This window comes from Microbacterium sp. CH-015 (genome assembly GCF_049707015.1).
Classification (GTDB): Bacteria; Actinomycetota; Actinomycetes; order Actinomycetales; family Microbacteriaceae; genus Microbacterium; species Microbacterium aurum.
Genome location: NZ_JBNAFJ010000006.1, coordinates 168,969 through 190,364, shown reverse-complemented (window position 1 = coordinate 190,364; position 21,396 = coordinate 168,969). Strand labels below are relative to the sequence as shown.

At 70.5% G+C, this 21,396-nt stretch carries 25 protein-coding genes; 7 read left to right on the top strand and 18 right to left on the bottom strand.

Features of this window, described 5'->3' with window-relative positions:
* Positions 1-2: 2 nt before the first annotated feature.
* On the bottom strand, positions 3-1,379 hold the full coding sequence (locus ACPYN4_RS10950; protein ID WP_424446362.1) for an ATP-dependent DNA helicase: 1,377 nt from the start codon (positions 1,377-1,379) through the stop codon (positions 3-5).
* 43 nt (positions 1,380-1,422) lie between these two features.
* Between ACPYN4_RS10950 and ACPYN4_RS10945 the strand changes: the two genes are divergently transcribed.
* Entirely contained in the window at positions 1,423-2,547 is a 1,125-nt protein-coding gene (locus tag ACPYN4_RS10945; RefSeq protein WP_424446361.1) for a hypothetical protein, read from the top strand.
* Between the two features lie 30 nt (positions 2,548-2,577).
* On the opposite strand, the gene ACPYN4_RS10940 is transcribed toward ACPYN4_RS10945, so the two are convergent.
* The 7 genes from ACPYN4_RS10940 to ACPYN4_RS10910 all read right to left on the bottom strand — a co-directional run bounded on the left by ACPYN4_RS10940 (position 2,578) and on the right by ACPYN4_RS10910 (position 9,081).
* Positions 2,578-4,569: a cytochrome c oxidase assembly protein gene (locus ACPYN4_RS10940; protein ID WP_424446360.1), complete on the bottom strand. Its 1,992-nt coding sequence runs from the start codon at positions 4,567-4,569 to the stop codon at positions 2,578-2,580.
* Between the two features lie 163 nt (positions 4,570-4,732).
* Positions 4,733-5,011 (bottom strand): HU family DNA-binding protein, encoded by a 279-nt coding sequence (locus ACPYN4_RS10935; RefSeq protein WP_005051774.1) that lies wholly within the window; start codon positions 5,009-5,011, stop codon positions 4,733-4,735.
* A gap of 249 nt (positions 5,012-5,260) precedes the next feature.
* Entirely contained in the window at positions 5,261-5,566 is a 306-nt protein-coding gene (rpsN, locus tag ACPYN4_RS10930; protein WP_005051773.1) for a 30S ribosomal protein S14, read from the bottom strand.
* Between the two features lie 4 nt (positions 5,567-5,570).
* Positions 5,571-5,741: a 50S ribosomal protein L33 gene (rpmG, locus tag ACPYN4_RS10925; RefSeq protein ID WP_005051772.1), complete on the bottom strand. Its 171-nt coding sequence runs from the start codon at positions 5,739-5,741 to the stop codon at positions 5,571-5,573.
* Positions 5,741-5,977 carry a 50S ribosomal protein L28 gene (gene rpmB / locus ACPYN4_RS10920; RefSeq protein WP_055987914.1) on the bottom strand — a complete coding sequence of 79 codons (237 nt, stop codon included), beginning with the start codon at positions 5,975-5,977 and terminating at the stop codon, positions 5,741-5,743. The genes rpmG and rpmB overlap by 1 nt, the downstream gene beginning before the upstream one ends.
* Positions 5,978-6,216: 239 nt before the next feature.
* The gene (locus ACPYN4_RS10915; RefSeq protein ID WP_424446359.1) at positions 6,217-7,674 is read right to left on the bottom strand and encodes an FAD-binding oxidoreductase; all 1,458 of its coding nucleotides are present in this window, start codon (positions 7,672-7,674) and stop codon (positions 6,217-6,219) included.
* A 111-nt stretch (positions 7,675-7,785) separates the two neighbouring features.
* Positions 7,786-9,081, bottom strand: a complete 1,296-nt coding sequence (locus ACPYN4_RS10910) for a glycosyltransferase (RefSeq protein ID WP_424446358.1) — start codon at positions 9,079-9,081, stop codon at positions 7,786-7,788.
* Between the two features lie 67 nt (positions 9,082-9,148).
* On the opposite strand from ACPYN4_RS10910, the gene ACPYN4_RS10905 reads away from it, so the two are divergent.
* The gene (locus ACPYN4_RS10905) at positions 9,149-9,775 is read left to right on the top strand and encodes a TetR family transcriptional regulator (protein ID WP_424446357.1); all 627 of its coding nucleotides are present in this window, start codon (positions 9,149-9,151) and stop codon (positions 9,773-9,775) included.
* A 70-nt stretch (positions 9,776-9,845) separates the two neighbouring features.
* On the opposite strand, the gene ACPYN4_RS10900 is transcribed toward ACPYN4_RS10905, so the two are convergent.
* The 8 genes from ACPYN4_RS10900 to ACPYN4_RS10865 all read right to left on the bottom strand — a co-directional run bounded on the left by ACPYN4_RS10900 (position 9,846) and on the right by ACPYN4_RS10865 (position 17,038).
* A complete protein-coding gene (locus tag ACPYN4_RS10900) occupies positions 9,846-10,511 on the bottom strand; it encodes a DNA-3-methyladenine glycosylase (protein WP_424446374.1) in 666 nt (221 codons plus the stop codon).
* Between the two features lie 90 nt (positions 10,512-10,601).
* Complete coding sequence (locus ACPYN4_RS10895) at positions 10,602-12,017, bottom strand: hypothetical protein (RefSeq protein ID WP_424446356.1); 1,416 nt, start codon at positions 12,015-12,017, stop codon at positions 10,602-10,604.
* Positions 12,007-12,879, bottom strand: a complete 873-nt coding sequence (locus ACPYN4_RS10890) for a TIGR03943 family putative permease subunit (protein ID WP_424446355.1) — start codon at positions 12,877-12,879, stop codon at positions 12,007-12,009. The genes ACPYN4_RS10895 and ACPYN4_RS10890 overlap by 11 nt, the downstream gene beginning before the upstream one ends.
* Positions 12,872-13,783 carry a permease gene (locus ACPYN4_RS10885; protein ID WP_281652266.1) on the bottom strand — a complete coding sequence of 304 codons (912 nt, stop codon included), beginning with the start codon at positions 13,781-13,783 and terminating at the stop codon, positions 12,872-12,874. Before ACPYN4_RS10885 ends, ACPYN4_RS10890 begins: the two co-directional genes overlap by 8 nt.
* Positions 13,784-13,926: 143 nt before the next feature.
* Positions 13,927-14,319, bottom strand: a complete 393-nt coding sequence (locus tag ACPYN4_RS10880) for a Fur family transcriptional regulator (RefSeq protein ID WP_076688453.1) — start codon at positions 14,317-14,319, stop codon at positions 13,927-13,929.
* Positions 14,320-14,382: 63 nt separating this feature from the next.
* Positions 14,383-15,243 carry a metal ABC transporter permease gene (locus ACPYN4_RS10875; protein ID WP_239279486.1) on the bottom strand — a complete coding sequence of 287 codons (861 nt, stop codon included), beginning with the start codon at positions 15,241-15,243 and terminating at the stop codon, positions 14,383-14,385.
* Positions 15,240-16,076 (bottom strand): metal ABC transporter ATP-binding protein, encoded by an 837-nt coding sequence (locus tag ACPYN4_RS10870; protein WP_239279485.1) that lies wholly within the window; start codon positions 16,074-16,076, stop codon positions 15,240-15,242. The genes ACPYN4_RS10875 and ACPYN4_RS10870 overlap by 4 nt, the downstream gene beginning before the upstream one ends.
* Positions 16,073-17,038, bottom strand: coding sequence for a metal ABC transporter solute-binding protein, Zn/Mn family (locus ACPYN4_RS10865; RefSeq protein ID WP_424446354.1), 966 nt, complete (start codon positions 17,036-17,038; stop codon positions 16,073-16,075). The genes ACPYN4_RS10870 and ACPYN4_RS10865 overlap by 4 nt, the downstream gene beginning before the upstream one ends.
* Before the next feature lie 75 nt (positions 17,039-17,113).
* Between ACPYN4_RS10865 and ACPYN4_RS10860 the strand changes: the two genes are divergently transcribed.
* Positions 17,114-17,539: a DUF1801 domain-containing protein gene (locus ACPYN4_RS10860; RefSeq protein WP_424446353.1), complete on the top strand. Its 426-nt coding sequence runs from the start codon at positions 17,114-17,116 to the stop codon at positions 17,537-17,539.
* 12 nt (positions 17,540-17,551) lie between these two features.
* On the opposite strand, the gene ACPYN4_RS10855 is transcribed toward ACPYN4_RS10860, so the two are convergent.
* Positions 17,552-17,893 carry a type II toxin-antitoxin system PemK/MazF family toxin gene (locus tag ACPYN4_RS10855; RefSeq protein WP_424446352.1) on the bottom strand — a complete coding sequence of 114 codons (342 nt, stop codon included), beginning with the start codon at positions 17,891-17,893 and terminating at the stop codon, positions 17,552-17,554.
* Positions 17,893-18,135, bottom strand: coding sequence for a CopG family transcriptional regulator (locus tag ACPYN4_RS10850; RefSeq protein ID WP_424446351.1), 243 nt, complete (start codon positions 18,133-18,135; stop codon positions 17,893-17,895). Before ACPYN4_RS10850 ends, ACPYN4_RS10855 begins: the two co-directional genes overlap by 1 nt.
* Before the next feature lie 173 nt (positions 18,136-18,308).
* Between ACPYN4_RS10850 and ACPYN4_RS10845 the strand changes: the two genes are divergently transcribed.
* The 4 genes from ACPYN4_RS10845 (at position 18,309) to ACPYN4_RS10830 (ending at position 21,373) form a co-directional block, all read left to right on the top strand.
* Positions 18,309-18,896: a manganese efflux pump MntP family protein gene (locus ACPYN4_RS10845; protein ID WP_424446350.1), complete on the top strand. Its 588-nt coding sequence runs from the start codon at positions 18,309-18,311 to the stop codon at positions 18,894-18,896.
* 206 nt (positions 18,897-19,102) lie between these two features.
* Complete coding sequence (locus ACPYN4_RS10840) at positions 19,103-19,498, top strand: GNAT family N-acetyltransferase (RefSeq protein ID WP_424446349.1); 396 nt, start codon at positions 19,103-19,105, stop codon at positions 19,496-19,498.
* Between the two features lie 183 nt (positions 19,499-19,681).
* On the top strand, positions 19,682-20,620 hold the full coding sequence (locus tag ACPYN4_RS10835; protein ID WP_424446348.1) for an NAD-dependent epimerase/dehydratase family protein: 939 nt from the start codon (positions 19,682-19,684) through the stop codon (positions 20,618-20,620).
* 144 nt (positions 20,621-20,764) lie between these two features.
* On the top strand, positions 20,765-21,373 hold the full coding sequence (locus tag ACPYN4_RS10830; RefSeq protein ID WP_424446347.1) for a hypothetical protein: 609 nt from the start codon (positions 20,765-20,767) through the stop codon (positions 21,371-21,373).
* Positions 21,374-21,396 lie beyond the last annotated feature (23 nt).

The following is a 21,396-nucleotide window of genomic DNA, read 5'->3' as shown; positions in this document are numbered from 1 at the left end:
CGTCAGAACCCCGCGGCGCGGACGCCGGCCATGAACCGGCGGACGTCGGCGTCGACGAGGATGTCGCTCGGCCGCAGCGGCCGCGACAGGTAGAGCCCGTCGAGCGAGGTCAGACGCGAGAGCGCGACGTAGGTCTGCCCGGGGGCGAACGCCCCCGACCCGAGGTCGATGATCGCGCGGTCGTAGGTCTTGCCCTGCGACTTGTGGATCGTTACCGCCCACGCCAGCCGCAGCGGGAACTGCGTGAACTCCGCGACGATGTCGCGCGTCAGCTTGCGGGATGCCGGGTCGTACGCGTACCGGTATTTCTCCCACACCGTCGGCTCGACCTCGACGTCCTCCCCGTCGAGGTCGACGCGCACCGTGCCGCCCGCGATGCGGGTGACGGTGCCGATCGATCCGTTCACCCAGCGGGGGCCGTCGGCGCGGGCGCCGCCGAGGTCGTTGCGCAGGAACATCACCTGCGCGCCGACCTTCAGCTGCAGGTCGGTGTCGGCGGGATAGGCCTCGCCGCGCCCGAAGTCGCCGCTGATCTCGGCGCGGGCGGTCTGCACCGGACCGGGCAGGGCCTCCAGGTGCCGCTGATTGATGCGGTTGACGATGTCGTTGCGCGTCGCGAGCGTGATGATGGGCGGCTCGCCGTCCGACGGCTCCGGCACCGGGCGCGCCCCGGCCGCGTTGAGCTGCCCCGCGATCTCCGCCGTGACGACGCCGTGGCGGACCGCGTTGAGCATCGCTTTGAACCCGGCATCCGCCTGCCGATGGATCTCGCGCAGCTCGCGGATGTGCAGCGGCGCCCCGACCCGCCCGAGGTCGAGCAGCCCGTCGGAGCGGATCGCCGACCCATCCGCCGAGGGCCCCGCCCACACCTGCGCGTCGAAGAACCAGAACGAGCGGTAGTGGTCGCGAATGTAGCGCAGCTCGTCGCCCCGCGGCGGCACCGGCGACAACTGGTACGGGTCGCCGAACATGACGATCTGCACGCCTCCGAAGGGCTCCGCCCGGCGCCGTCGCGCCTGCCGCAGCGAGCGGTCGATCGCGTCCATCAGGTCGGCGTTGACCATCGAGATCTCGTCGATGACGAGGGTGTCGATCGCGTTCATGATGCGCCGCGCGGGCTCGGACTGCTCCAGCTCGCTGTCGGCGATGAGCCCGATCGGCAGCCGGAACAGCGAGTGGATCGTCTGCCCCTCGACGTTCAGCGCCGCCACGCCCGTCGGCGCGCAGACCGCGATCTGCTTGTCGGTGTTCCAGGCCAGGTGCTGCAGCAGCGTCGACTTGCCGGTGCCGGCGCGTCCCGTCACGAACACGTGCTCGCGGGTGTCCTCGATGAGGCGGAACAGCTCCTCCTGCTCGGGTGACAGGTCGGGGATGCTCACCGCAACATGCTAGCTATCAGCATCCGTTTCCTAGACTGAGCCTGTGGACGGGGTGGATGCGGCGGTGCCGGTGCGGGCGGATGCCGCGACGCGCGCGCCTGCCGCAGAGCCCGTTCCCGAGGCGCGCCGACCGCGTCGCCGGCGCGGGCGCCTGGCGTTCGACCTCACCGCCCTCGCCGTCGTGGGAGTGCTGCTGCTGGGGGCGATCGGCGCCACGACGGCCGTGGCGTACCAGGACCTGTACAGCCCGTCGGCCTTCGTCACCCGCTACCTCGACCTGCTCGGCCAGGGCCGCGCCGCCGACGCTCTCGCCGTCCCGGGCGTGCCGATCGACTCCGCCGACCTCGACGCCGCGGGCCTTCCCATCACGGCGAGCGAGGCGCTGCTGCGCCGCGCCGCCCTCGCGCCCCTCACCGACGTCGCCGCCGTGGGCGAGGAGGAGCGCGGCGACCTCGTCTACGTCACCGTCACCTATACCGCGGGCGGGCACCCCGGCACCACGACGTTCCAGGTGGAGCGCTCGGGCTGGGTGGGCCTCGCCCCCACGTGGCGGTTCGCGCAGAGCCCGCTCGCGGTCGTCGACCTGACGCTGCGCGGAGCGACGGCGTTCTCGGTCAACGGGTTCGCCATCGACACACGGCAGGTCTCCGCCGAGGGCGTGGACGCCGATCCGCTGGACCCGGTGCCGCTGCTGGTCTTCTCCCCCGGCCTCTACTCGATCTCGGTCGACACCGCCGTCTCGGCGAGCCCCGGCGTCGCGGTCCTGTCCGACACGCCGCAGGCGGACATCCCCGTCGACATCCAGACCGAGCCCACGGCCGAGTTCACGCGGGTCGTGCAGGAGCAGGTGGAGTCGTTCCTCATCGATTGCGCGACGCAGCAGGTACTGAAGCCCACCGGCTGCCCCTTCGGACTCGAGGTGCGCAACCGCATCGTCGAGCCGCCGGTGTGGTCGATCGTGCAGCAGCCGACCGTGGTGCTCTCCCCCGACGGCGCGAACTGGGCCATCGGCCGCACGGAGGCCGTCGCGCACGTCGTTGTGGACATCCAGTCGATCTTCGACGGCTCGATCCGCCACGTCGACGAGGACGTGCCGTTCGTCCTCACCGGGACGATCACGATGCTCCCCGACGGCACCGCGTCCATCGCGGTGTCCCCCACCGACTGACCCGCGGCATCCGCCCGGCGCCGGGTGGGTTCAGCGGGTGGCGCGGGCGTCGCGCTCGGCGAGTGCGGCGAGGCGCGCGTTGTACTCCTCGAGCTCGGCGTCGCCGGTGCGGTCGGCGTGCCGGTCGCTGCGGCGCTGGGCGCGGTCATCCGACCGGCTCCACTGGATCGCCACCGTGATCGCGAGGATGAGTGTCGGGATCTCGCCGATCGACCAGGCGATGCCGCCGCCGGTGTACTGATCCACGAGCGGCGGGTCGCCCCACGTGCGCCCCATGGATCCGAACCACTCCGCGACGAAGAGCCCCGTCGACATCATGATCGCGATGCCGAAGAACGCGTGCATCGCCATGACGCCGATGAGGGTCAGCAGCCGGAACGGATACGGGTAGCGCAGCGGCACCGGGTCGATGCCGACGAGCGACTGCACGAACAGGTACCCCGAGATGAGGAAGTGCGCGACCATCCACTCGTGTCCGAGGTGGTCGTAGAGCGTCCAGCGGAACAGGTCGGTGTAGTAGAACGCCCACAGCGACCCGATGAACATCGCCGCCGCGAACAGCGGATGCGTGATGACGCGGGCGAACGGCGTGTGCACGGCCCACAGGATCCACTCCCGCCCGCCGCGGGTGCCGTCGCCGCGCTTCGCGATCGCACGGGACGCGAGCGTCACCGGCGCCCCGAACACGAGCAGCATCGGGATCGCCATCGACAGCAGCATGTGCCCGACCATGTGGATGCTGAAGAGGTAGTCCTGATACGCGTTGATCGGCCCGCTCGTCACCCAGAACAGCAACAGCATTCCGCACACCCAGAGGATCGTGCGGTAGAGCGGCCACTGGTCGCCGCGGCGGCGCAGCCGCCAGACGCCCGCCAGGTAGAAGAACAGTCCGAAGCCCACCGCGAACGCCCACAGCAGGTCGATGTCCCACTGTGTGAGCCACTGCGTCATCGTCAGCTCGGGCGGCAACGGCGACCCGGTGAGGACGACGGCGGGGGTCTGGTCGACGATCGTCGTGTCGACCGGCGGGGGTGTCCGCGAGAGCGCCACCGCGGCGCCGGACGCGATCCCCATGAACGCCAGCTCGAGGGCGATCAGTCCCCAGAAGCGGCGGGATGCGGCATCCTGCGCCTTCTCGTCGTCGGCGCCGATGCGGCCGATGAGACCGCGACGGTAGCGCGCCCCCAGCGCGCCGATCGCGAGCAGGGCGACCACCTTGACCGCCAGGATCGCCCCGTACGACGAGAGCAGGTTCTCCCAGCTGACGACTCCGACGGCGGCGCGGGCGATGCCCGACAGCGCCACGACGACGAACGCGGCGAGCGCGATGCTGGAGTAGCGGGTGAGGACACGCGACAGCCCCGCGCGGTCGAGCTGCGGGCGCAGCACCACCAGGAGCACCACGCCGCCGAGCCACACGGCCGCCGCGATGATGTGGAGCGCGAGCGCGACGACGGCGGTGTTGTGGCCGGCCTCGTCGCCGGAGTGGCCCTGCGTGGCGATCGGGACGAGGGATGCCGCGGCCAGCACCGCGACGATGAGGGTCGACGTCCAGCCGCGGACGGCGAAGGTCAGCACCGTGAGTGCCGCGCCGGCGATCGTCACGAGCGACCAGGCGCGGCCGAGCTCGGTGTCGACGAGGAATCGCCCCAGCTGGCCGCCGAACTCCGCGCCGGCGTTGGGGGTCGTCGGGATGACGCTCACGAAGGTGAGGAACGCGGTGGTGCCGCTCGCGACGGTGAAGATCGCCGCGCCGACGGATGCCGCATCCAGCGCCGTGTCGAAGGGGCGCTCACCCGCGCGCAGCGCGAACAGCGCCAGGACGAGCGAACCGAGCATCGTGGCCGCCGACAGGTTGACCGCGAGCGTGGCCACCGGAAGGCCCCAGCGGACGAGGGGTCCGGGGTCGAGCAGCAGCAGGGGCGCCGCGCCGCCGCCGTAGGCGAGACCTGCGATCAGCGCCGCGAGCGCGGCCACGACGAGGATCGCCGGACCGCCGTAGCGGAGGCTGCGGGTGGACACCCTTCCAGCCTACGCGGGGCCGCGGACGCCCCCGCGCCGTGGGGTGTGCGGCGTCGTGGCGCCTGGGTGGGTCCGCGGGGCCGTATGAACCCGCCGGCGCACCCCGAACACGCAGAAGGGGGATGCCTTGCGGCATCCCCCTTCTGAGGCGTTGCGGGCGGAGTTACTTGACCGCAGCCTTGAGCTTCGAGCCGGCGGTCACCTTGACGCGCTTGCCCGCGGCGATCTTGATCTCCTCGCCGGTCTGCGGGTTGCGGCCGGTGCGAGCGGCCGTGGCGACCTGCTCGAACGAGAGGAAGCCGGGGATCGTGACCTTCTCGCCCTTGGCGACGGCCTCGGAGACGGCCGAGAACAGGCCGTCGACGACGCGGCCGACGGTGGCCTGGCTCTCGCCGGTGGCGCTGGCGATGCTGGCGACGAGTTCGGTCTTGGTGATAGCCATGGGGTTGTCCTCCAGACGGCAGCTTCTGCCGCCTTCAGTGAGATCGGACCGGATGCGGTGCACCCGGGTTGGTCGGTGGGACCGCCCCCGAATATACCCACGAACCGCGGAAATCCGCGGATTTCCGGTCGTTACACGTCATCTTCCCCGGCGTGTCGCCCCCGGATTGGGACGCGTGTGGCTGCTGTGAACGCCGAAGGCCCGGACCTCCGAGGGGAGGTCCGGGCCGTCACTGTGATTGCGAGGGGCTTACCAGCTCGACTTGGTCACACCGGGCAGCTCGCCCTTGTGCGCCATGTCGCGGAAACGGACGCGCGAGATGCCGAACTTCGACAGGTAGCCGCGGGGGCGACCGTCGATGGCGTCGCGGCCACGCAGGCGCACGGGCGACGCGTTGCGGGGCAGCTTCTGCAGGCCGACGCGGGCGGCCTCGCGGGCCTCGTCGGTGGCGTTCGGGTCGACGAGGGTCTTCTTCAGCTCGGCACGCTTCTCGGCGTAACGGGCGACGACCTCCTCGCGCTGGTTGTTGCGCGCGATCTTGCTCTTCTTGGCCATGAGATCAGCGCTCCTCTCGGAATTCGACGTGCTTGCGGATCACCGGGTCGTACTTCTTCAGCACGATGCGGTCGGGGTTGTTGCGACGATTCTTACGCGTCACGTAGGTGTACCCCGTGCCGGCGGTCGAACGGAGCTTGATGATCGGACGGACGTCCTGAGCCTTCTTCGCCATTAGAGCTTCACACCCTTCGCGATGAGGTCCTTCACGACCGACTCGATGCCGCGGGCGTCAATGACCTTGATGCCCTTGGCCGACACGTTCAACGTGATCTTGCGACCGAGCGAAGGAACGAAGTAGGTCTTCTTCTGCACGTTCGGGTCGAAGCGGCGCTTCGTCCGGCGGTGCGAGTGCGAGATGTTGTGACCGAAGCCGGGAACTGCTCCAGTCACCTGGCACACTGCTGCCATAGTGATGTCTCCTTAGTACCGTGCGGCCGGACGGCCCCACCCAAGATCCCTTGTCTGCACCCACGCTCCGGCAGGCCGATTGCGGCCGTTCGAGAGGGAATGGGCACGAACCACGCGCTGGAGTGCGCGCAGACAAGGAGTCAGTCTAGCATGGCCGGCGGATGCCCCCCGCATCCGCCCGCCATGTGCCGCTCTGACCGCACGCTGGTGCGCGAGTCGGCGGTGACGGCCCCCAGCCGTCAGTCCACGGGGTGCCCCGTGCGGATGATCCGCTCGGGATCCCACGCCCCGACGACCTCGCGCAGTCTTTCGACGGCGGGGCCGAACAGGGCGGATGCCGGTGCCGGCACCTCCGTGAAGTTCTTCACGAGGCCCGGCGCGGCGTACGGCCGCACCCCGGTCATGATGTGCGCGGCGGCGCCGCGCACGGGTTCAAGCGCATCCGGGAACGGCACGACACCCACGGCATAGACCAGTCCCGCGCCGTCGATTCCGGTCACGGCACCGCCGCTGGTGCGCCCGGGCGTGAGCATGCCGCCCAGATGCCGTAGCTCGATCGACAGCAGCGCGGCGGCCTCCGGCGCGAGCGCGGCATCCAGCAGCGCATCGATCGAACGCGGGCTGATCTCGCTCAGCACGATCGCCTCGCCGTACGCGGGCACGGGTTCGACGGGATCGCCGTGCACGCCGGCGAGCTCGGCGGGTGCCATCGGCCGCACCGAGTCGATCTCGGGCGCCAGGGCGCGCAGCGGCTGCAGCAGCGCGGCGGCGGTGTCGGCATCCGCTTGGATCGCTGCCTCGACAGCGACGAAAGCGCGTCCGCGCAGGAACTCCGGGATCTCGGGGATCGGCGGGTAGCGCAGCACGCGCGCGAGCGACGTCACCGCGTCAGGCATCGTCTGCACCCACTCGCGCCACGCGTGCGCGACGTCGGCGGCACGGTCGAGCGGCCACATCAGGGCGCCCGCCCACAGCTGCGCGATCGGGTAGAGCTGCAGCTCGAGTGCGGTCACGATGACCGGCGCGATGCCGCCGCGGGCGGCCCAGAACAGGTCAGGGTGGTGGTCGGCGTCGATGCGGAGCGCGCGGCCGCGCGCATCGACGCCGTCGATCGCGACGATGCTGCCGGATGCCAGTCCGTGCGACCGCGACAACCAGCCGAGGCCACCGCCGAGCGTGTAGCCCGCGACGCCGACCGACGGCGCCATGCCCGCGAGGGCGGCGAGTCCGTGCGCGCCGGCCGCGGCGACGGCATCCCTCCAGATGACACCCGCGCCGACCCGCAGTCGGGCAGATCCGGGCTCATCCCCCGGGTCGACCTCGATCTCGCGCAGCTGCGACGTGCGCAGCAGGATCGTGTCGGCGAGCCCCGGGATCGCGCCCGCCGCGTGTCCCGTGCCCTGCGGGGCGACCGCGAGCCCGAGGCGGCGGGCCGCGAGGACGGTCTGTGCGACATCGTCGGCGTCGGCCGCGACGACGATCGCCGCGGGCTGCTGACCGACGAGCAGCTGCCACGCGCGACGCTGATCATCCCAGTCGGGGTCGCCGGGCAGCGACACCGCGCCACGCAGGCGTCCGCGCAGCGCGGCGAGGTGCTCGCCGGGCAGGATGCCCGGGCGTTCGCCCGCGGCGGTCTGGCCAACAGTCGGTTCGGTGGTCGGTCGGGTGGTCGGTTCGGTGGTCGGTTCGCTGGTCACAAGGCATCCGTTCAGCTGACGTGCGTGTGGTGGGTTGGTGGAAGTTCAGTCGCGCGCGACGGCGCGGTCACGGCGTGGTCCCGGCGGGGTCGCGGGCGGGTCGCGGCGTGGTCACAGTGCGCGCGCGGCGACGAGTCCGCGCAGCACCTCGTCGATACCGGCCGGTCCCGGCGCCGCCGCGATCGCGACTCCGAGACGCGCGGCGTGCGTGCGGTACGACGGCTCGGCAAGGATCCGGTCAACGGCGCGCGCGATGGCATCCGGGGCTATCGCGCCGTGTTTCGGCTGCAGGCGCACCCCCGCGCCGCTCCACGCGACGCGGGCCGACACCTCGGATTTGTCCTCGGTGTTGCCGGTCGCCACGATCGGCACGCCGTGCGCGAGCGCGAAGTGCACGCCGCCGTAGCCGCCGTTCGTGACGAAGCCGGCAAGCTGCGGGAACAGCCGGTCGTACGGCAGGTACGGCGCGATGCGGGCGTTCGCGGGCAGGGCCTCCGTCGGGACCTCGCGCCCACCGGTCGACGCGACGACAAGCACGTCGCGGTCCGCGAGAGCCCGCATCGTCGGCAAGATGAGGTCGCCCGGATCAGCGTTGGCGACCGTCCCCTGCGTGACGTGGATGACCGGTCGCCCGTCGGCCAGGTCGCCCCACCACTCGGGCAGATCACGGGCCGGTCCGGGCGCCGCGGCGACCGGACCGACGAAGTGGACGGGCACGCGCAGATCGGAGCGCGGGTATTCGAACTCGGGCACGGTGAGCTGGATGATGGCATCCGCCGTCGACGGATAGTCCATCACGGGCGAGCGCAGCGGGCGTCCGACGAGCTCGCGGGCGAGGCGCTCGCCCTCACGCTGCAGCTCAGCGAAGACGAAGCGGTCGGTGCTCCACGCCATCATGCGGTTGCGCAGGCGCCCGATCGGGCCGGGCAGCGGCGGGATGCCGAGAGCGAAGGGCGCTGTGTCGCGGCTGCGCAGGCCGAGCGGCACGATCCCGAGCCCGGCGACGCGCGGCCGTTCATCTGCCGATCGGCACAGCAGCAGCATCGCGCCGAGGAACATGCTCTCGGCCAGCACGACGTCGGCCTGCTGCGCGGCGAGGGCGTCGTCGACCGCGCGCAGCTGCGCGGCGGCGGGCTCGAGGAAGATGTGCAGCAGATCCCACCGAGCGCCCGCGACGCCGGTCAGGCCGACGCGGCCCGGGAACGAGGCATCCATGTCGCGGTCGTCGTAGTCGGCTTCTGCCGGCAGTGGCAGCCAGCGGGCGCCGACCGCTTCGACCGCGGAGCGGTAGCGGCCGCCGGTGAGAAACCGGACGTCGTGACCGGCGGCGACGAGTCCGCGGGCGACGGCGAGCGACGGCGCGACGTGCCCGTGGACGGGCGTGCAGCACATGAGGATCGAGAGCATGACATCTTCCCCCTGATAAGATGTTGAAAGCACTCGTGAAGTATTCACTACCCTGTTAGGAAAGTCAATGACGCCGCCGTATGTGTCCCCGTTGCGCGAAGCACAGGCTGCCGAGACGCGCAGGCGCATCCTCGAGGCCGCCGCCGAGATCTTCGGCGAGCGGGGCTATTCGGGCACCGCGCTCTCGGCGATCGCGACCCGGGCCGGCGTCTCGCTCGAGACCGTCAAGCAGAACGGGCCCAAGTCGGCGCTGCTGCTCGCGTGCTTCGACAGGGCCTTCGCTGGCTCAGAAGGCGACGGCCCGCTGCACCATCGCGAGCTCGGCGCGCAGGCCGCGCCGCTGCTCGGCGATGAGATGCTCGAGTTCCACCTCGGCTGGGTCGCAGAGGCCAACGCGCGCGTCGCGCGCTTGTGGCCGCGCGTGCTCGAGGCATCCGCCGCCGACGCCGATGTCGCTGCGCGCCTCGATCAGCTGCAGGCCAATCGCCGCTACGACATGCTCAGCTCGATCACGACCTACCGCGAGAAGGGCCTGTGCCACAGCGCGCGGCCCGACGCCGAGCTCGCGTCGGAGTTCTCGTTCCTGATTTCACCCGAGGGGTACACCCAGCTCGTGATCGAGTCGGGGTGGAGCATCGAGGCGTACCGCGCGTGGCTGCTGCGCGCCGTGCGGAAGATGATCCTCGAGGACTGAGGCGGGGGTCGGGCTCGGCGGGGTCGGGGCGCGCGTCGTGCGGGTGCCGGCTTGCTCGCTGCCCGCTCGGTCAGGTGGCCGGGCCCGCCCCGCGACCCCAGCGGAACACCGACACCGTCGGGTCGCCCGCGATCCAGAACCGCCACGGGAAGGCATCGGTCCCCGCAACGCCGGCGACGCCGACCCGCGGGCCCTGCTCGATGTGAGCGGGAGCGGATGCCGGCAGCCACAGCCGCGCGACCGCGCCGGCGAACTCGACGCCGGTGATCGCGTCGATGCCGTCGTGGCGCGGGTGGCGCAAGCCGACCGCGTCGCCGAAGCGACCGGGGCCGCGCGCGAGCTCGCGGGCCGTCCGCGCCGCGCGGCGGCGCGCGAACGCGGCATCCTGCCCCTCGATCACCTCGCCGGCGCGCAGCAGCACACCGCCCGCCTGTCCCTCGGGGCCACACACCACGTTGACGCACGAGTGGATGCCGTGGCTGAGGTACACGTACAGGTGCCCCGGCTCGCCCCACATCGTGGCGTTGCGGGCGGTCCGCCCCATGCGCGCGTGGGAGCCGGGATCGGCGACGGGGCCGGTGCCCGCGCCGTGGTAGGCCTCGACTTCGGTGAGGCGCACCGCGACGGTGGCCCCCGCCACGGTGACCTGCAGCATGCCGCCCAGCAGGCGCGGGGCCACCTCGACGGGCAACCCGGCGAGCTCCTCGCGGGTCGCGGGCGCGAGGCCCGTGGCCAACTCCTTCAATCCGGGAGCCAGGGAGCCCGCGTCGGCCAGATCCCCGTCCGCGGGCGATGATTCGAAGGAGTTAGCCACGTCCGAGGCCGCTCATCCGCGCGGCGGGGTCTGGCACCACGAGATGTCGAAGCCGCTCAGGGCCACGACCTCGTCGCCGTCGGCGAGGGAGACCACGTGCGTCTGCACGCGCTCGGGGAGGGGCAGCTGGTAACCGTCGTACGGGTTCGAGACGGCGTCGGGTGCGATGAGGAAGGCGGCGTAGCGGCCGCTCGGCGACACGCACGACTGCAGCAGCACGTCGGTCGGTTCGATCGCGAACACCGGTCGCGCCGCCCCGGTGCCGTCGACGACGTTGACGGTCGTCGAGGTGACGGTGAATCCGTCGACCACCGCGAGCACCCGCAGCGTGTCGCCGCCGACGAGCGGGACGGTCGCGTTGACCTGGCCCAGGGCCGGATCGGTGGCTGGCAGAGGCGTCTCCTGCGCGGTCGCGAGGTCGACCGCGACCGGCCCGTCGACCCGCTCGACGACCGCCGTCGTCGACCCGCGCGCGACGCCGTCGATCGACACCGCATTGCCGAGCGCGACCGGCGCCCCGCCCGAGGGCGAGACGAGCGTCAGGGCGCCGTCGTAGGTGAGCATGAGGATGCTGTCGGTGGCGGGCACGAACCGCCAGTCGTCCACCCGCGACTCCCCGCCGGTGCGCAGCACCGGGGTGGGCTCGTCGTCCTGCTGGGCGGCGGTGAGCGACGCCGTGAACAGCAACGCCTCCCGGGCGCCGGCGGTGCCGACGGCGGCGTCGGTGAACGTATAGCCGATGAGGTCGCCCTTGTCGGCGCTCTGCAGGTTGGTGACGGTGCCCGCACCCGGCAGCGGCAGCTCCCGCTCGTTCTGACCGTCGAGGTCGGTGACGATCAGGTGCGAGTCGCCGTCGTCACCGAGCGTGGCGACCACGAGGTGGCTCGCCGTCGCGCGGAAGTCCTCGATGTGCGCGTTCGTGTAGACCGGAATGGCCGCGTCTCCCGCGAGATCGGTGCGGAAGATGGTGTCGCCGTCGCCGCCGCGCTGCAGCAGGAAGGACTGCAGCGGCGGGGTGGTGAACGACTCCCGGACGGATGCCGCGGGTCCCCCGCCGACGCCGGTGAGGCCGTCGATCGTCACCGTGTACGCGGTGTCGTCCCACAGCGGCTGGGTGAAGCGCACGCCGACGCTGCGGCCCGAGGTGTCGACGGTGAAGTCCGTCGCAGGCGTTACGGTCACCTGTGCCGGATCGACGTCGGCCAGCGACTGCGTCGTCGTGAAGATCATGCGGGAGCCGGCGGCGGTGACGGCGGCATCCGGGTCGACGCTGACGTGCGTGACGCGCGGACCCTGCGCCGTCGTGACGGCCGCCCCGGCGAGACCGACGACGCCGAGCACCGCGACGACGAGGGCGAAGGCCCCGAGGAACGCGCGCGAGCGTCGCCGCCGCGCCTGCTCGCGGCGGGTGCGGACCTCAGTACTCATACGGGTCCTTGGGCTGGTCGATGACCGTCACGTCCGAGGCCTGCACCTGCAGGCGACCGTCGGCGTCGCGGATCGTGCCGGTGACGGTGACCCACGTGCCGGTGCCGGGCGCGCTGCCGTCCGCGGCGATCGGCAGACTCGCCGGCTGAGCGTCGATGACGCAGTGCGTGATGACCAGGCGCGTGAGCGAGAACCCGTCGTCGCCGGGGGTGACGAATCCGGTGAGAGTGATCTCGTCGCCGTCGAACGCCTCGGGATTGGTCGCCGTCGCGAAAACGCTCGCCCACTCCCCGACGCCGAACGACGCGGTGTCGCCCGTCGCGGCGAGCGCGATGGTGTCGGCGCCCTGGAACAGCGGCGGCGCGCCGGTGTCGCGTTGCATGGCGAGCTCGGCAGACAGGGTCGCCGGCGGCGTCAGCACGATGACCGCGACGATCCCGGTGGCGAGAATGCCGCCGGTCACCGTCGCCGCGGTTCCCAGCACGCCGGGCCCGTGGTGGTGGTGGTGCGGGCGGGATCGGGGCGACGCGGCATCCGCGGGACGGAGCTGACCTCCCTGCTCATCCGGCGCAGAATGCGCGTTCGCGGCCCGGTGACCGCGATATGCGCCGGACGAACCGGGTGCGCCGGCCGCCGGCTCGTGCCCGTGGTCATGCCCGTGGTCGTTCTCCGCGCCCCGCGGCAGGGCGAAGCTCGCTGCGGCACCGGCGAGCGCGACGATCGCCATCGACACCGCGAACCACGACGATTCCGGGTTGATGTAGAGGCCGAGCTGCCCGGTCAGCCAGAGCGCGAGGGTGACGGCGGCGAGGCCCGCCGCGAGTCCCACGCCCAGCAGGCGCGACCCGATGAGGCTACGCAAGGAGGTTCACCACCGATCCGACGGCGATGGCGAACAGCACGACGATCACGACGAGGCCCGCGAGCACGCGGGTGCGGAAGGTCGTGCGCAGCAGCGCCAGCATCTTGACGTCCACGAGGGGACCGACCAGCAGGAAGGCGACGATCGATCCGGGGGTGAAGGTCGAGGCGAACGACAGCGCGAAGAACGCGTCGACGTTGGAGCAGATCGAGACGATCATGGCGAGCGCGATCATCGCGATGATCGACAGCGCCGGGTTCGAACCGATCGCCAGCAGCGCGTCGCGCGGAACGAGCACCTGCACGGCGCCGGCGAGTGCCGACCCGATGACGAGGGCGGGCATGACCGCCCGCAGCTCCACGACGAACTGGGCGAGGCTGCGCTGTCCGCGGCCGGCACGGTCGTGCCCGGCCTCCAGCGAGACCGCGCAGCTGTCGCGGAAGCGGTCGGTGAGGAGGGCGTCGGGGTCGGGATGCCGGCTGTACAGCCATCCGATGAGGTTGGCGACGGCGTAGCCGCCGAGGAGCCGCGCGATGAGGATGCCGTCGTCGAAGCCGAACGCCTGGTGCGTCGTGATGATGACGATCGGGTTGACGATGGGTGCGGCGATGAGGAAGGTCATCGTCTCGGAGACGCCGAACCCCCGCATCATGAGACCGCGGGCGAACGGGACGTTGCCGCACTCGCACACCGGGATCAGCATGCCCAGCAGCGACAGCACCGCGCGGCGCGCCCATGCCGCGCGCGGCATCCAGCGTTCGATCGCGCCCGGGGGCACCCACACCTGCACGACGATCGACAGGAGCACGCCGAGCACGACGAACGGCAGCGATTCGATCAGCACGCTGATCGACAGCGTCAGGCCGTCCTGCAGCCGCGTCGGCAGCGACGGCCCGGGGTTCATCAGCGCCAGCGCGACGAGGACCCCGACGACCACGACGCCGAGCCCCACGAGGGTGGCGGTGCGTCCGACCGAGCGCCCGGCATCCGTCGGCACAGCGCTCAGACGCCCCCTCCGCGACGCGGCGCGCGGCGCGTCGAGGCGGCTCACGACGCCGCGGCGCAGTTCGCGCAGAGGCCGAAGATGTCCACGACGTGCTCGGCCTGGGTGAAGCCGTGCGCGGCGGCGGTGCGCTGCGCCCACGCCTCGACCTCGTGCGCCTCGATCTCGACGGCGAGACCGCACGAGCGGCAGATGAGGTGGTGGTGGTGTCCGGCGGTGGAGCACGCGCGGTAGATGGCCTCGCCGTCCGGGCTCTGCAGCTGATCCGCCTCGCCGCTGGCGGCGAGGGTGGCGAGCGCCCGGTAGACGGTCGCCAGTCCGATGCCGGTGTTCTCGCCGCGGAGGGTCGCGTGAAGCGTCTGCGCGCTGACGAAGCCGGGTGCGTCGGTCAGCGCCTCGCGCACGCGGTCGCGCTGCCAGGTGTTGCGCTGAGCCATGCCAGGGAGTCTACTCGCGGGCTCTTGGAGGCGGCTGGGTGCGGCGCCCGGGTGACAGTGCGGTCACCGCGCCCGCGTGACGGCACCGCGACGGTTGCCGATGAGGCGGCAAACGAGGTAGATCGCGAACGAGATCGTCGTGATGTAGGGGCTCACCGGCAGGGTCCCCATGACGGCGAGGAGAATGCCGCCGACCGCGGCGACGATGCCGAACACCGCGGACAGGACGGGCACCGCGACGGGACCGGACGTGACCCGCGTCGCGGCGGCGGCGGGGGTCACGACGAGCGCCATCACGAGAAGCGCGCCGATGATGTGGACCGCGACGGCGACGACGAGCCCGAGCAGCAGCATGAACCCGAGCGACACCGCGACTGTTGGCACGCCCCGCGCGGCGGCGGACTGCGGGTCGAGCGAGTCGAACCGCAACGGCCGCCAGATGAGCAGCAGCGCGATGAGGACGAACGCGGAGATCCCGATCAGCCAACCCAGCTGCGCATTCTGCACCGAGACAATCTGCCCGGTGAGCAGGCTGAATCGGTTGGCGCTGCGGCCGTCGTAGAGGGAGAGGAACAGGATGCCGAGGCCGAGCCCGAACGGCATGAGCACACCGATGATCGAGTTGCGGTCGCGCGCGCGGGCGCCGAGCCAGCCGATGAGGCCGGCGGCGATCAGCGAGCCGACGATCGAGCCGGTGACGACGTCCGCTCCGACGAGCAGGGCTGCCGCGGCGCCGGCGAACGACAGCTCGCTGATGCCGTGGACCGCGAAGGCCATGTCACGCTGCATGACGAAGACGCCGATGAGACCGCCGACGAGTCCCAGCACGGCGCCGGCCCAGATCGAGTTCGAGACGAGCGCGAGGATGTCGCCGTAGTCCGCCAGTCCGCCGAACATCGCGTCGCCGATGTCTGACCAGTTCACGCGTGGGCCTCGTGATCGTGATGGTGGTGCGAGGCCTCGGCATCCGGAGCCCCGACGACCACGAGCCGGTCGCCGGCGCGCAGCACGAAGACGGGGGCGCCGTAGAGGTCGGTGAGCACAGGCGAGGTGAGGACGTCCTTGGGCGTTCCGAGGGTGAAGCGTCCGTTCGCGATGTACAGGATGCGGTCGACCTTGCCGAGCACCGGGTTGATGTCGTGGGTCACCAGGAGCACCGCGGCGCCGGTCTTGCGGTGATCGTCGATGAGCCGGACGACGGCCTGCTGGTTGGCGAGGTCGAGGCTCGTGAGCGGCTCGTCGCACAGCAGCAGGCGCGGGTCGTCGGCGAGGGCCTGGCCGACGCGCAGTCGCTGCTGCTCGCCGCCGGAGAGCACGCCCACCGGCTGATCGGCGAAGCTGCGGGCCCCGACGGCGTCGATGAGCTCCTCGACGCGCTGCCGATCGCGGCGGCGCGGCAGGGGCAGGCCGAACCGGTGCCCGTCGACGCCGAGCGCCACGAGGTCGCGCCCACGCATCGCGGTCTCCCGGGGGAGCGGGCGGGCCTGCGGCAGGTATCCGATGCGGCGGTTGCCGCGATGGTGCACCGGTGCGCCGAGCGCGGTGATCGATCCGGCGCTCAGCGGTTCGAGGCCGAGGATCGCGCGCAGCAGGGTCGTCTTGCCCGACCCGGACGGGCCGAGGACCGCGATGAGCTCTCCGGGGGCGACCTCGAGGTCGAGCCCCGCCCACAGCTCGCGGTCGCCGCGGCGCAGCGCCGCGCCGCTGATCGTCAGCGGCGCGGGCGCGTCCTGCGGGTCGGCTGTTGCGGCGGTCACCGGGTCAGCGTACCGGCGAGATCGCTGATGTTCTGCGCCATCCAGGTGAGGTAGGTGTCCCCCTCCGGGACGAGCTCGGTGAACTCGAGCACCGGAATGCCCGCGGCCTTCGCGGCATCCGTCACCTGCGTCGTCTCGGCACCGCCGGTCTGCGCGTTGACGATGACCGTGCTCACGTCGCCCGACTTCAAGATGTTCAGCGCCTCGAGCAGGGTCGCGGGGGGCACGTCCTGGCCCTCTTCGACGGCTTCGCTGAACGCCGGCGGGGTCGCGTTCTCGAGCCCCGCCGCGGCGATCAGGTACAGCGGGACGGGCTCGGTCACGAAGACCTTCTGTCCGGTGTGGGCGGCCGCGATGTCCGCGAGGCTCGCCTCGAGGTCGTCGATGCCAGCGGCGAAGGTGGCGTAGTTCTGCTCGTACGTCGCGGCGCCCGCGGCGTCGATCTCGCCGAGCTCGTGCGCGATCTCCTCGGCGACGTGGGCGATGGTGTGGGGGTCGTACCAGACGTGCTCGTTGAAGCCCTCGATGTGGTCGTGGTCCTCGTGATCGTGGTCGTCGTCGCTGTGCGCCTCGGCGCCGGGGTAGTCGTGCGAGAACTCGACGGCGGTGATGACGGGGGCCTCGGTGCCGGTCGCGTCGATGAGACTGTCCATGAAGCTGTCGTAGCCGCCGCCGTTCTCGATGATGAGTCCGGCGCGGGAGATCGTGAGCTGGTCCTTCGCCGACGCCTCGTAGGAGTGCGGGTCCTGAGCCGTCGAGCTGATGATCGACGTGACGTCGACCCGGTCGCCGCCGATCGCCGCCGCGATGTCGCCGTAGACGTTGGTCGACGCGACGACCTGGACCTTGCCGTCCGCCGCGGCGGATGAGCCGCTCGAGCCGGGGGTGGCACCGGCGCAGCCGGCGAGGACGAGGACGGATGCCGCGGCGAGCGCGGCGGGGACGAGGATCTTGCGAGGCATGACCACAAGCTTACGTCTATTGATAATCGTTCTCAAATCGCCGAGATATCTGACGCCCTGACGATAATGGGGCGCATGAGCGAGCCGAAGACCGTGCCGACGGATGCCGATGTGGACGCGTTCCTTCACGCGGTGACACCCGCGGTGCGACGGGACGACGGCATTCGGCTTGCCGAGATCTTTCGCGAGGCGACCGGTGCCGCTCCGGTGATGTGGGGCCCGTCGATCGTGGGGTACGGCAGTTACCGCTACATCTCCCCCTCCGACCCGCGCCGACGGGGCGACTGGCCGAAGACGGGTTTCTCGCCGCGGAAGGCGCAGCTGTCGCTGTACGGGCTGAAGGACGTGCCCGAGGGCGCGGAACTGCTGCCCGAGCTCGGTCGCTACACCGAGGGCGCAGGGTGCGTCTACGTCAAGAAGCTCACGGACATCGATGAGGAGGTGCTCCGGCGGCTCATCGGGATCGCCTGGACGCGGCAGGACGATCCGGAGCCGACCTGACCCCGAGATGAGTCACAGCCCGGTGGCCAAACGCACGCCGTCCTCCACCGACTTCAGCAGGTATCCCGGCAATCGACCGGCGGGCGCGGGGTCGAGAAACTCCCGACTGACCGGACCGATCTGAGTCACGAGAGCAACGGAGTCGCGATCGAGCGCCGACGCCGCCGCCGGAACCACGACATTGCCGGGGAACGCTTCTTGCGCCAGGTTCGAGGTCAACGGGACCACGAGCACCGTATTGATCGACGTCGCGAGCAACCAATCGTCCTGCAGGACGATCGCCGGCCGCACCTTGGCCGGTTCTGATCCCCGCGGAACACCGAAGTCCAGCCAGACGACGTCGCCCCGCGACATCACCATCGGTCGCCCTGCCCAAGAAGTCGCCGCGTCTGGCTGACCACCAGCTCCTCCGTGGGCTGGCCCGCACGGGCGATCGCCGCGTCGGCGATCGCTGTCAGGTTGCTGGACCCCTCGAGTTCATCTGCGAGCTTCCTCCCGGCACGGCGGTAAAACTCCGAGCGTGTCATCCCGTTTCGCGCCGCGACGCGGTCAAAACGCACGAAGTCGTCGTCAGGAAGCGAGATCGCCGTCTTCATGGCGAAAGTATAACCGGTATAACCGCACGGACACCAGACCAGGCACCACTCCGCTTCGGAGACCCGAAATGCTGACAATCGCGCGCTCGGCTTGAATGCAGCGTGGTCCCGCCGCGAAAGTAGAGGAGTCCCCCGGCGCCGGCGCCGATTCCTCTGACGGTTTCGGAGCGCCGATGACCCCCTGGACCCTCGTCCTGCTCGCCCTCGGCGTGTCCGCCGACGCGTTCGCGGTCGCCCTCGGCAAGGGCTTGCAGCTGCGCGCGCACGTGCTGCGCACGGCGCTCGTCTTCGGCGCGGCGTTCGGCCTGGCGCAGGCGGTCATGCCGCTCCTCGGCTGGCTGCTCGGGTCGGCGTTCGCGGAGGCGATCGCGCCGTTCGACCACTGGATCTCGTTCGGCCTGCTCGCCCTCGTCGGCGGCAAGATGCTGTGGGAGGCGCTGACCCCCGACGCGCCGGCGGACGCGCAGCATCCGGAGCACGTACACGACACCGAGGCGTTCACGGTGCGCGAGGTCGTGCTGCTCGCGGTCGCGACGAGCATCGACGCGCTCGCGGTGGGCGTCTCGTTCGCGTTCCTCGACGTCAACGTCGGCGTCGCCGTGGCGGCCATCGGCCTCGTGACCTTCGCCCTGTCGTTCGTGGCGGTGTTCGTGGGCTACCGGATCGGCACGCGCTTCCGCCGCCCGGCGGAGCTCCTCGGCGGGCTCGTGCTGATCGGCATCGGCACGCAGATCCTCATCGAGCACCTGACCGCGGGCTGACGCACGCGCGCGCCCCGGCGCGCGCGTGCGTGCCGCGTCAGTCCGCGAGCTGCGACGTCCTCGTTGGTGAGACCGTTGGTCAGGTCGACGATGTCTCTGCAGCGGTCGCTGAGTTCGGTAGCGCACATATCAACGGGGCAGGTCTGCATTCGCCGGCGACTCCGAACCGAGCCACCTTCGACGACCTCATCAAGAAAGCGGCTCTCTTGGCCGACGTCACCGCTGAGCTACCCGGAGACACGGTACATAACGACCTGTTCTGGCTCACCCTCGACGGAGAGGTTGTCGCGTTTTTGTCGGTCAGGCATGGGTTGAATGACTGGCTCAGGGAAGCCGGCGGGCACATCGGATACTCCGTGCTACGTTCTCGTCGCCGTCAAGGATTCGCGACCTTGGCTCTCCGTCACGGGCTCGAGCGCGCATGCGAGCTCGGGCTAGATCAGGTGATGGTGATGTGTGACGACGACAACGTCGGCTCCTACCGCACCATCGAACAGGCTGGCGGCGTGCTTCAGGATGTGAGCGACCAGTCCATCCATGGACATCCCGCGCTTCGTAGGTATCGGATCGACCTCTCTGCTGGCAGCGCATCCCTCGGGTGAGCGCTGGCGTGCCCACTCCCGAGGCTGCTCACCGCAGCTGCCGCTACCGGCCCAGGACTCGAGGGCTTCGTGAGCGTATCCCTTGCCTGCGCTGGGCTTGGGCAAGCGCAGAGAAAGACTCCTGCAAGCGCAGAGGCGAAGAGTTTTCTCCCGTCAGCCATCAGCGCTCTGAGAGAGGTTTTCATGTCGAACAACATTCATGCCGTCATCGGCGCGACCGGGGCGACCGGACGCGTCATCGTCCGAGAGCTCAATGCCCGAGGCACCGAGGTGCGAGCGGTGAGCCGCCGGGTCCAAACCGACCTCCCTGCTGGCGTGGCCTCGGTGGCTGCCGATGCGCTCGACGCTGCCAGCCTCCGAAAAGCTGTCGAAGGCGCATCCGTCGTCTACCACTGTGTCATGCCGACGTTCGAGAACTGGCAGGGGCAGTTCCCGCGCATCACAAGAGCGATCATTGAAGCCGCTGGCGCCGTGGGCGCACGCGTGGTGTTCGCCGACGACACCTGGATGTATGGCAAGGTCGACGGGCCGATGTCTGAGCGGACTGCAGAAAGTCCTGTGAGCCACAAGGGAGTGCTTCGCGCATGGCTCGGAGAGATGTTGCTGACCGCGCATCACCGCGGTGACGCGGAGGTCACAATCGGGCGAGCGCCGGAACTCTTTGGACCCCACGTCGGTTCACTCCTGAACGCATCTTTCATCGGCGCAGCCGCGCGAGGTAAGCGACCGATCTACATCGGCAACCCTGATCTCCCCATCACTCCGATGTTCATCGACGACTTCGCACGTGGATTGATCGCCCTCGCCGAGGCCGACGACTCCACCGGTCGAGTCTGGATGATCCCCACGCCCGCGCCGACCACAGCACGCGAACTCGTTCAGCTCGCCATTCCCGAGAAAGACCGCCCGGTTCGCTTCTCCCGAATCTCTAGCCGAACCGGCAAGGCGCTCGGCCTGGTGTGGCCGCTCGCACGCGAAGGTGCCGAGATGATCTACCAGTTCGAGCAGCCGTTCGTCATCGACGCCTCCGACTTCACCACGCGCTTCGAAGCGAACCCGACACCCTACGCGGAGTCCGTCCGCATCACCGCGAACTGGTATCGCCGCTCGCGGACAGCGTAGGCGGCGCCCCCACCCGGGTCTTTCGTCGGTTCAACGTCGCGAAAGACCCGTGCAAGGCCATCTCCGCAACATGGCATTGAAAGCGCCAGAACAAATTCGAAGGGCATCCTCATGCACAGGCTTCCGCTCCCGCAGCCGCTACCCGTGGTGTTTCCCCTGCGCGCCGTTCCGGAAGGGCGCACCTCGGTCCAGGAGTTCCCGCACCGACGACTGCGAATCACCATTGACCACGAGCCGCTGCAGGGCGTGACCCCCGAAATGCTCCTCCAATGGTTCTCTCACATTGGTGAGCACATGTCCTATGCGGGCGAAGCTGTTCCGCGCTACCGTGCGTGGCATCCTCTCGACCACATTCACTGGGAGCTGAAGCGCTCGGCGCCGGGAGGCGGCGCCGGTGAAGGCGCACGCTTCCGCATCGTCGAGGCGATGGGACGTGACGAGCGCTTCTACATCGACTCGGTTGACCGAGTGGAAAAGCTCGACCGTACCGGAATACGACTCGTTCTCCGCATCGCGGGCGTCGTGTTCTTCCAGCTCGAGCACACGTGGTCGCGGGCGGAAACCGCCACCCACTACACATCGGTAATGGATGTCGGTGCCCGCTCGGCCTGGGCGCTTCCGATCAACACCTATCTCCGCTCTCGCGTATTCACACCCGGGATGGAACACGCCTGGATCCGCCACAACGTCGAGGAGGTCGGGCTCTTCGAGCATCTCCTCCCGTCTCTCTACCCCTCCGCACAAGCCCTCTGACACGAGACCTGAATGAACATCCG

Coding starts and splice junctions, on each gene's coding strand:
- ACPYN4_RS10845 (WP_424446350.1), top strand. CDS start 18,309: ATGACCCCCTGGACCCTCGTCCTGCTCGCCCTCGGCGTGTCCGCCGAC.
- ACPYN4_RS10855 (WP_424446352.1), bottom strand. CDS start 17,893: ATGTCGCGGGGCGACGTCGTCTGGCTGGACTTCGGTGTTCCGCGGGGA.
- ACPYN4_RS10880 (WP_076688453.1), bottom strand. CDS start 14,319: ATGGCTCAGCGCAACACCTGGCAGCGCGACCGCGTGCGCGAGGCGCTG.
- ACPYN4_RS10865 (WP_424446354.1), bottom strand. CDS start 17,038: ATGCCTCGCAAGATCCTCGTCCCCGCCGCGCTCGCCGCGGCATCCGTC.
- ACPYN4_RS10905 (WP_424446357.1), top strand. CDS start 9,149: ATGACGCCGCCGTATGTGTCCCCGTTGCGCGAAGCACAGGCTGCCGAG.
- ACPYN4_RS10910 (WP_424446358.1), bottom strand. CDS start 9,081: ATGCTCTCGATCCTCATGTGCTGCACGCCCGTCCACGGGCACGTCGCG.
- rpsN (WP_005051773.1), bottom strand. CDS start 5,566: ATGGCCAAGAAGAGCAAGATCGCGCGCAACAACCAGCGCGAGGAGGTC.
- rpmG (WP_005051772.1), bottom strand. CDS start 5,741: ATGGCGAAGAAGGCTCAGGACGTCCGTCCGATCATCAAGCTCCGTTCG.
- ACPYN4_RS10935 (WP_005051774.1), bottom strand. CDS start 5,011: ATGGCTATCACCAAGACCGAACTCGTCGCCAGCATCGCCAGCGCCACC.
- ACPYN4_RS10895 (WP_424446356.1), bottom strand. CDS start 12,017: ATGAGTACTGAGGTCCGCACCCGCCGCGAGCAGGCGCGGCGGCGACGC.
- ACPYN4_RS10885 (WP_281652266.1), bottom strand. CDS start 13,783: ATGAACCCCGGGCCGTCGCTGCCGACGCGGCTGCAGGACGGCCTGACG.
- ACPYN4_RS10850 (WP_424446351.1), bottom strand. CDS start 18,135: ATGAAGACGGCGATCTCGCTTCCTGACGACGACTTCGTGCGTTTTGAC.
- ACPYN4_RS10860 (WP_424446353.1), top strand. CDS start 17,114: ATGAGCGAGCCGAAGACCGTGCCGACGGATGCCGATGTGGACGCGTTC.
- ACPYN4_RS10835 (WP_424446348.1), top strand. CDS start 19,682: ATGTCGAACAACATTCATGCCGTCATCGGCGCGACCGGGGCGACCGGA.
- rpmB (WP_055987914.1), bottom strand. CDS start 5,977: ATGGCAGCAGTGTGCCAGGTGACTGGAGCAGTTCCCGGCTTCGGTCAC.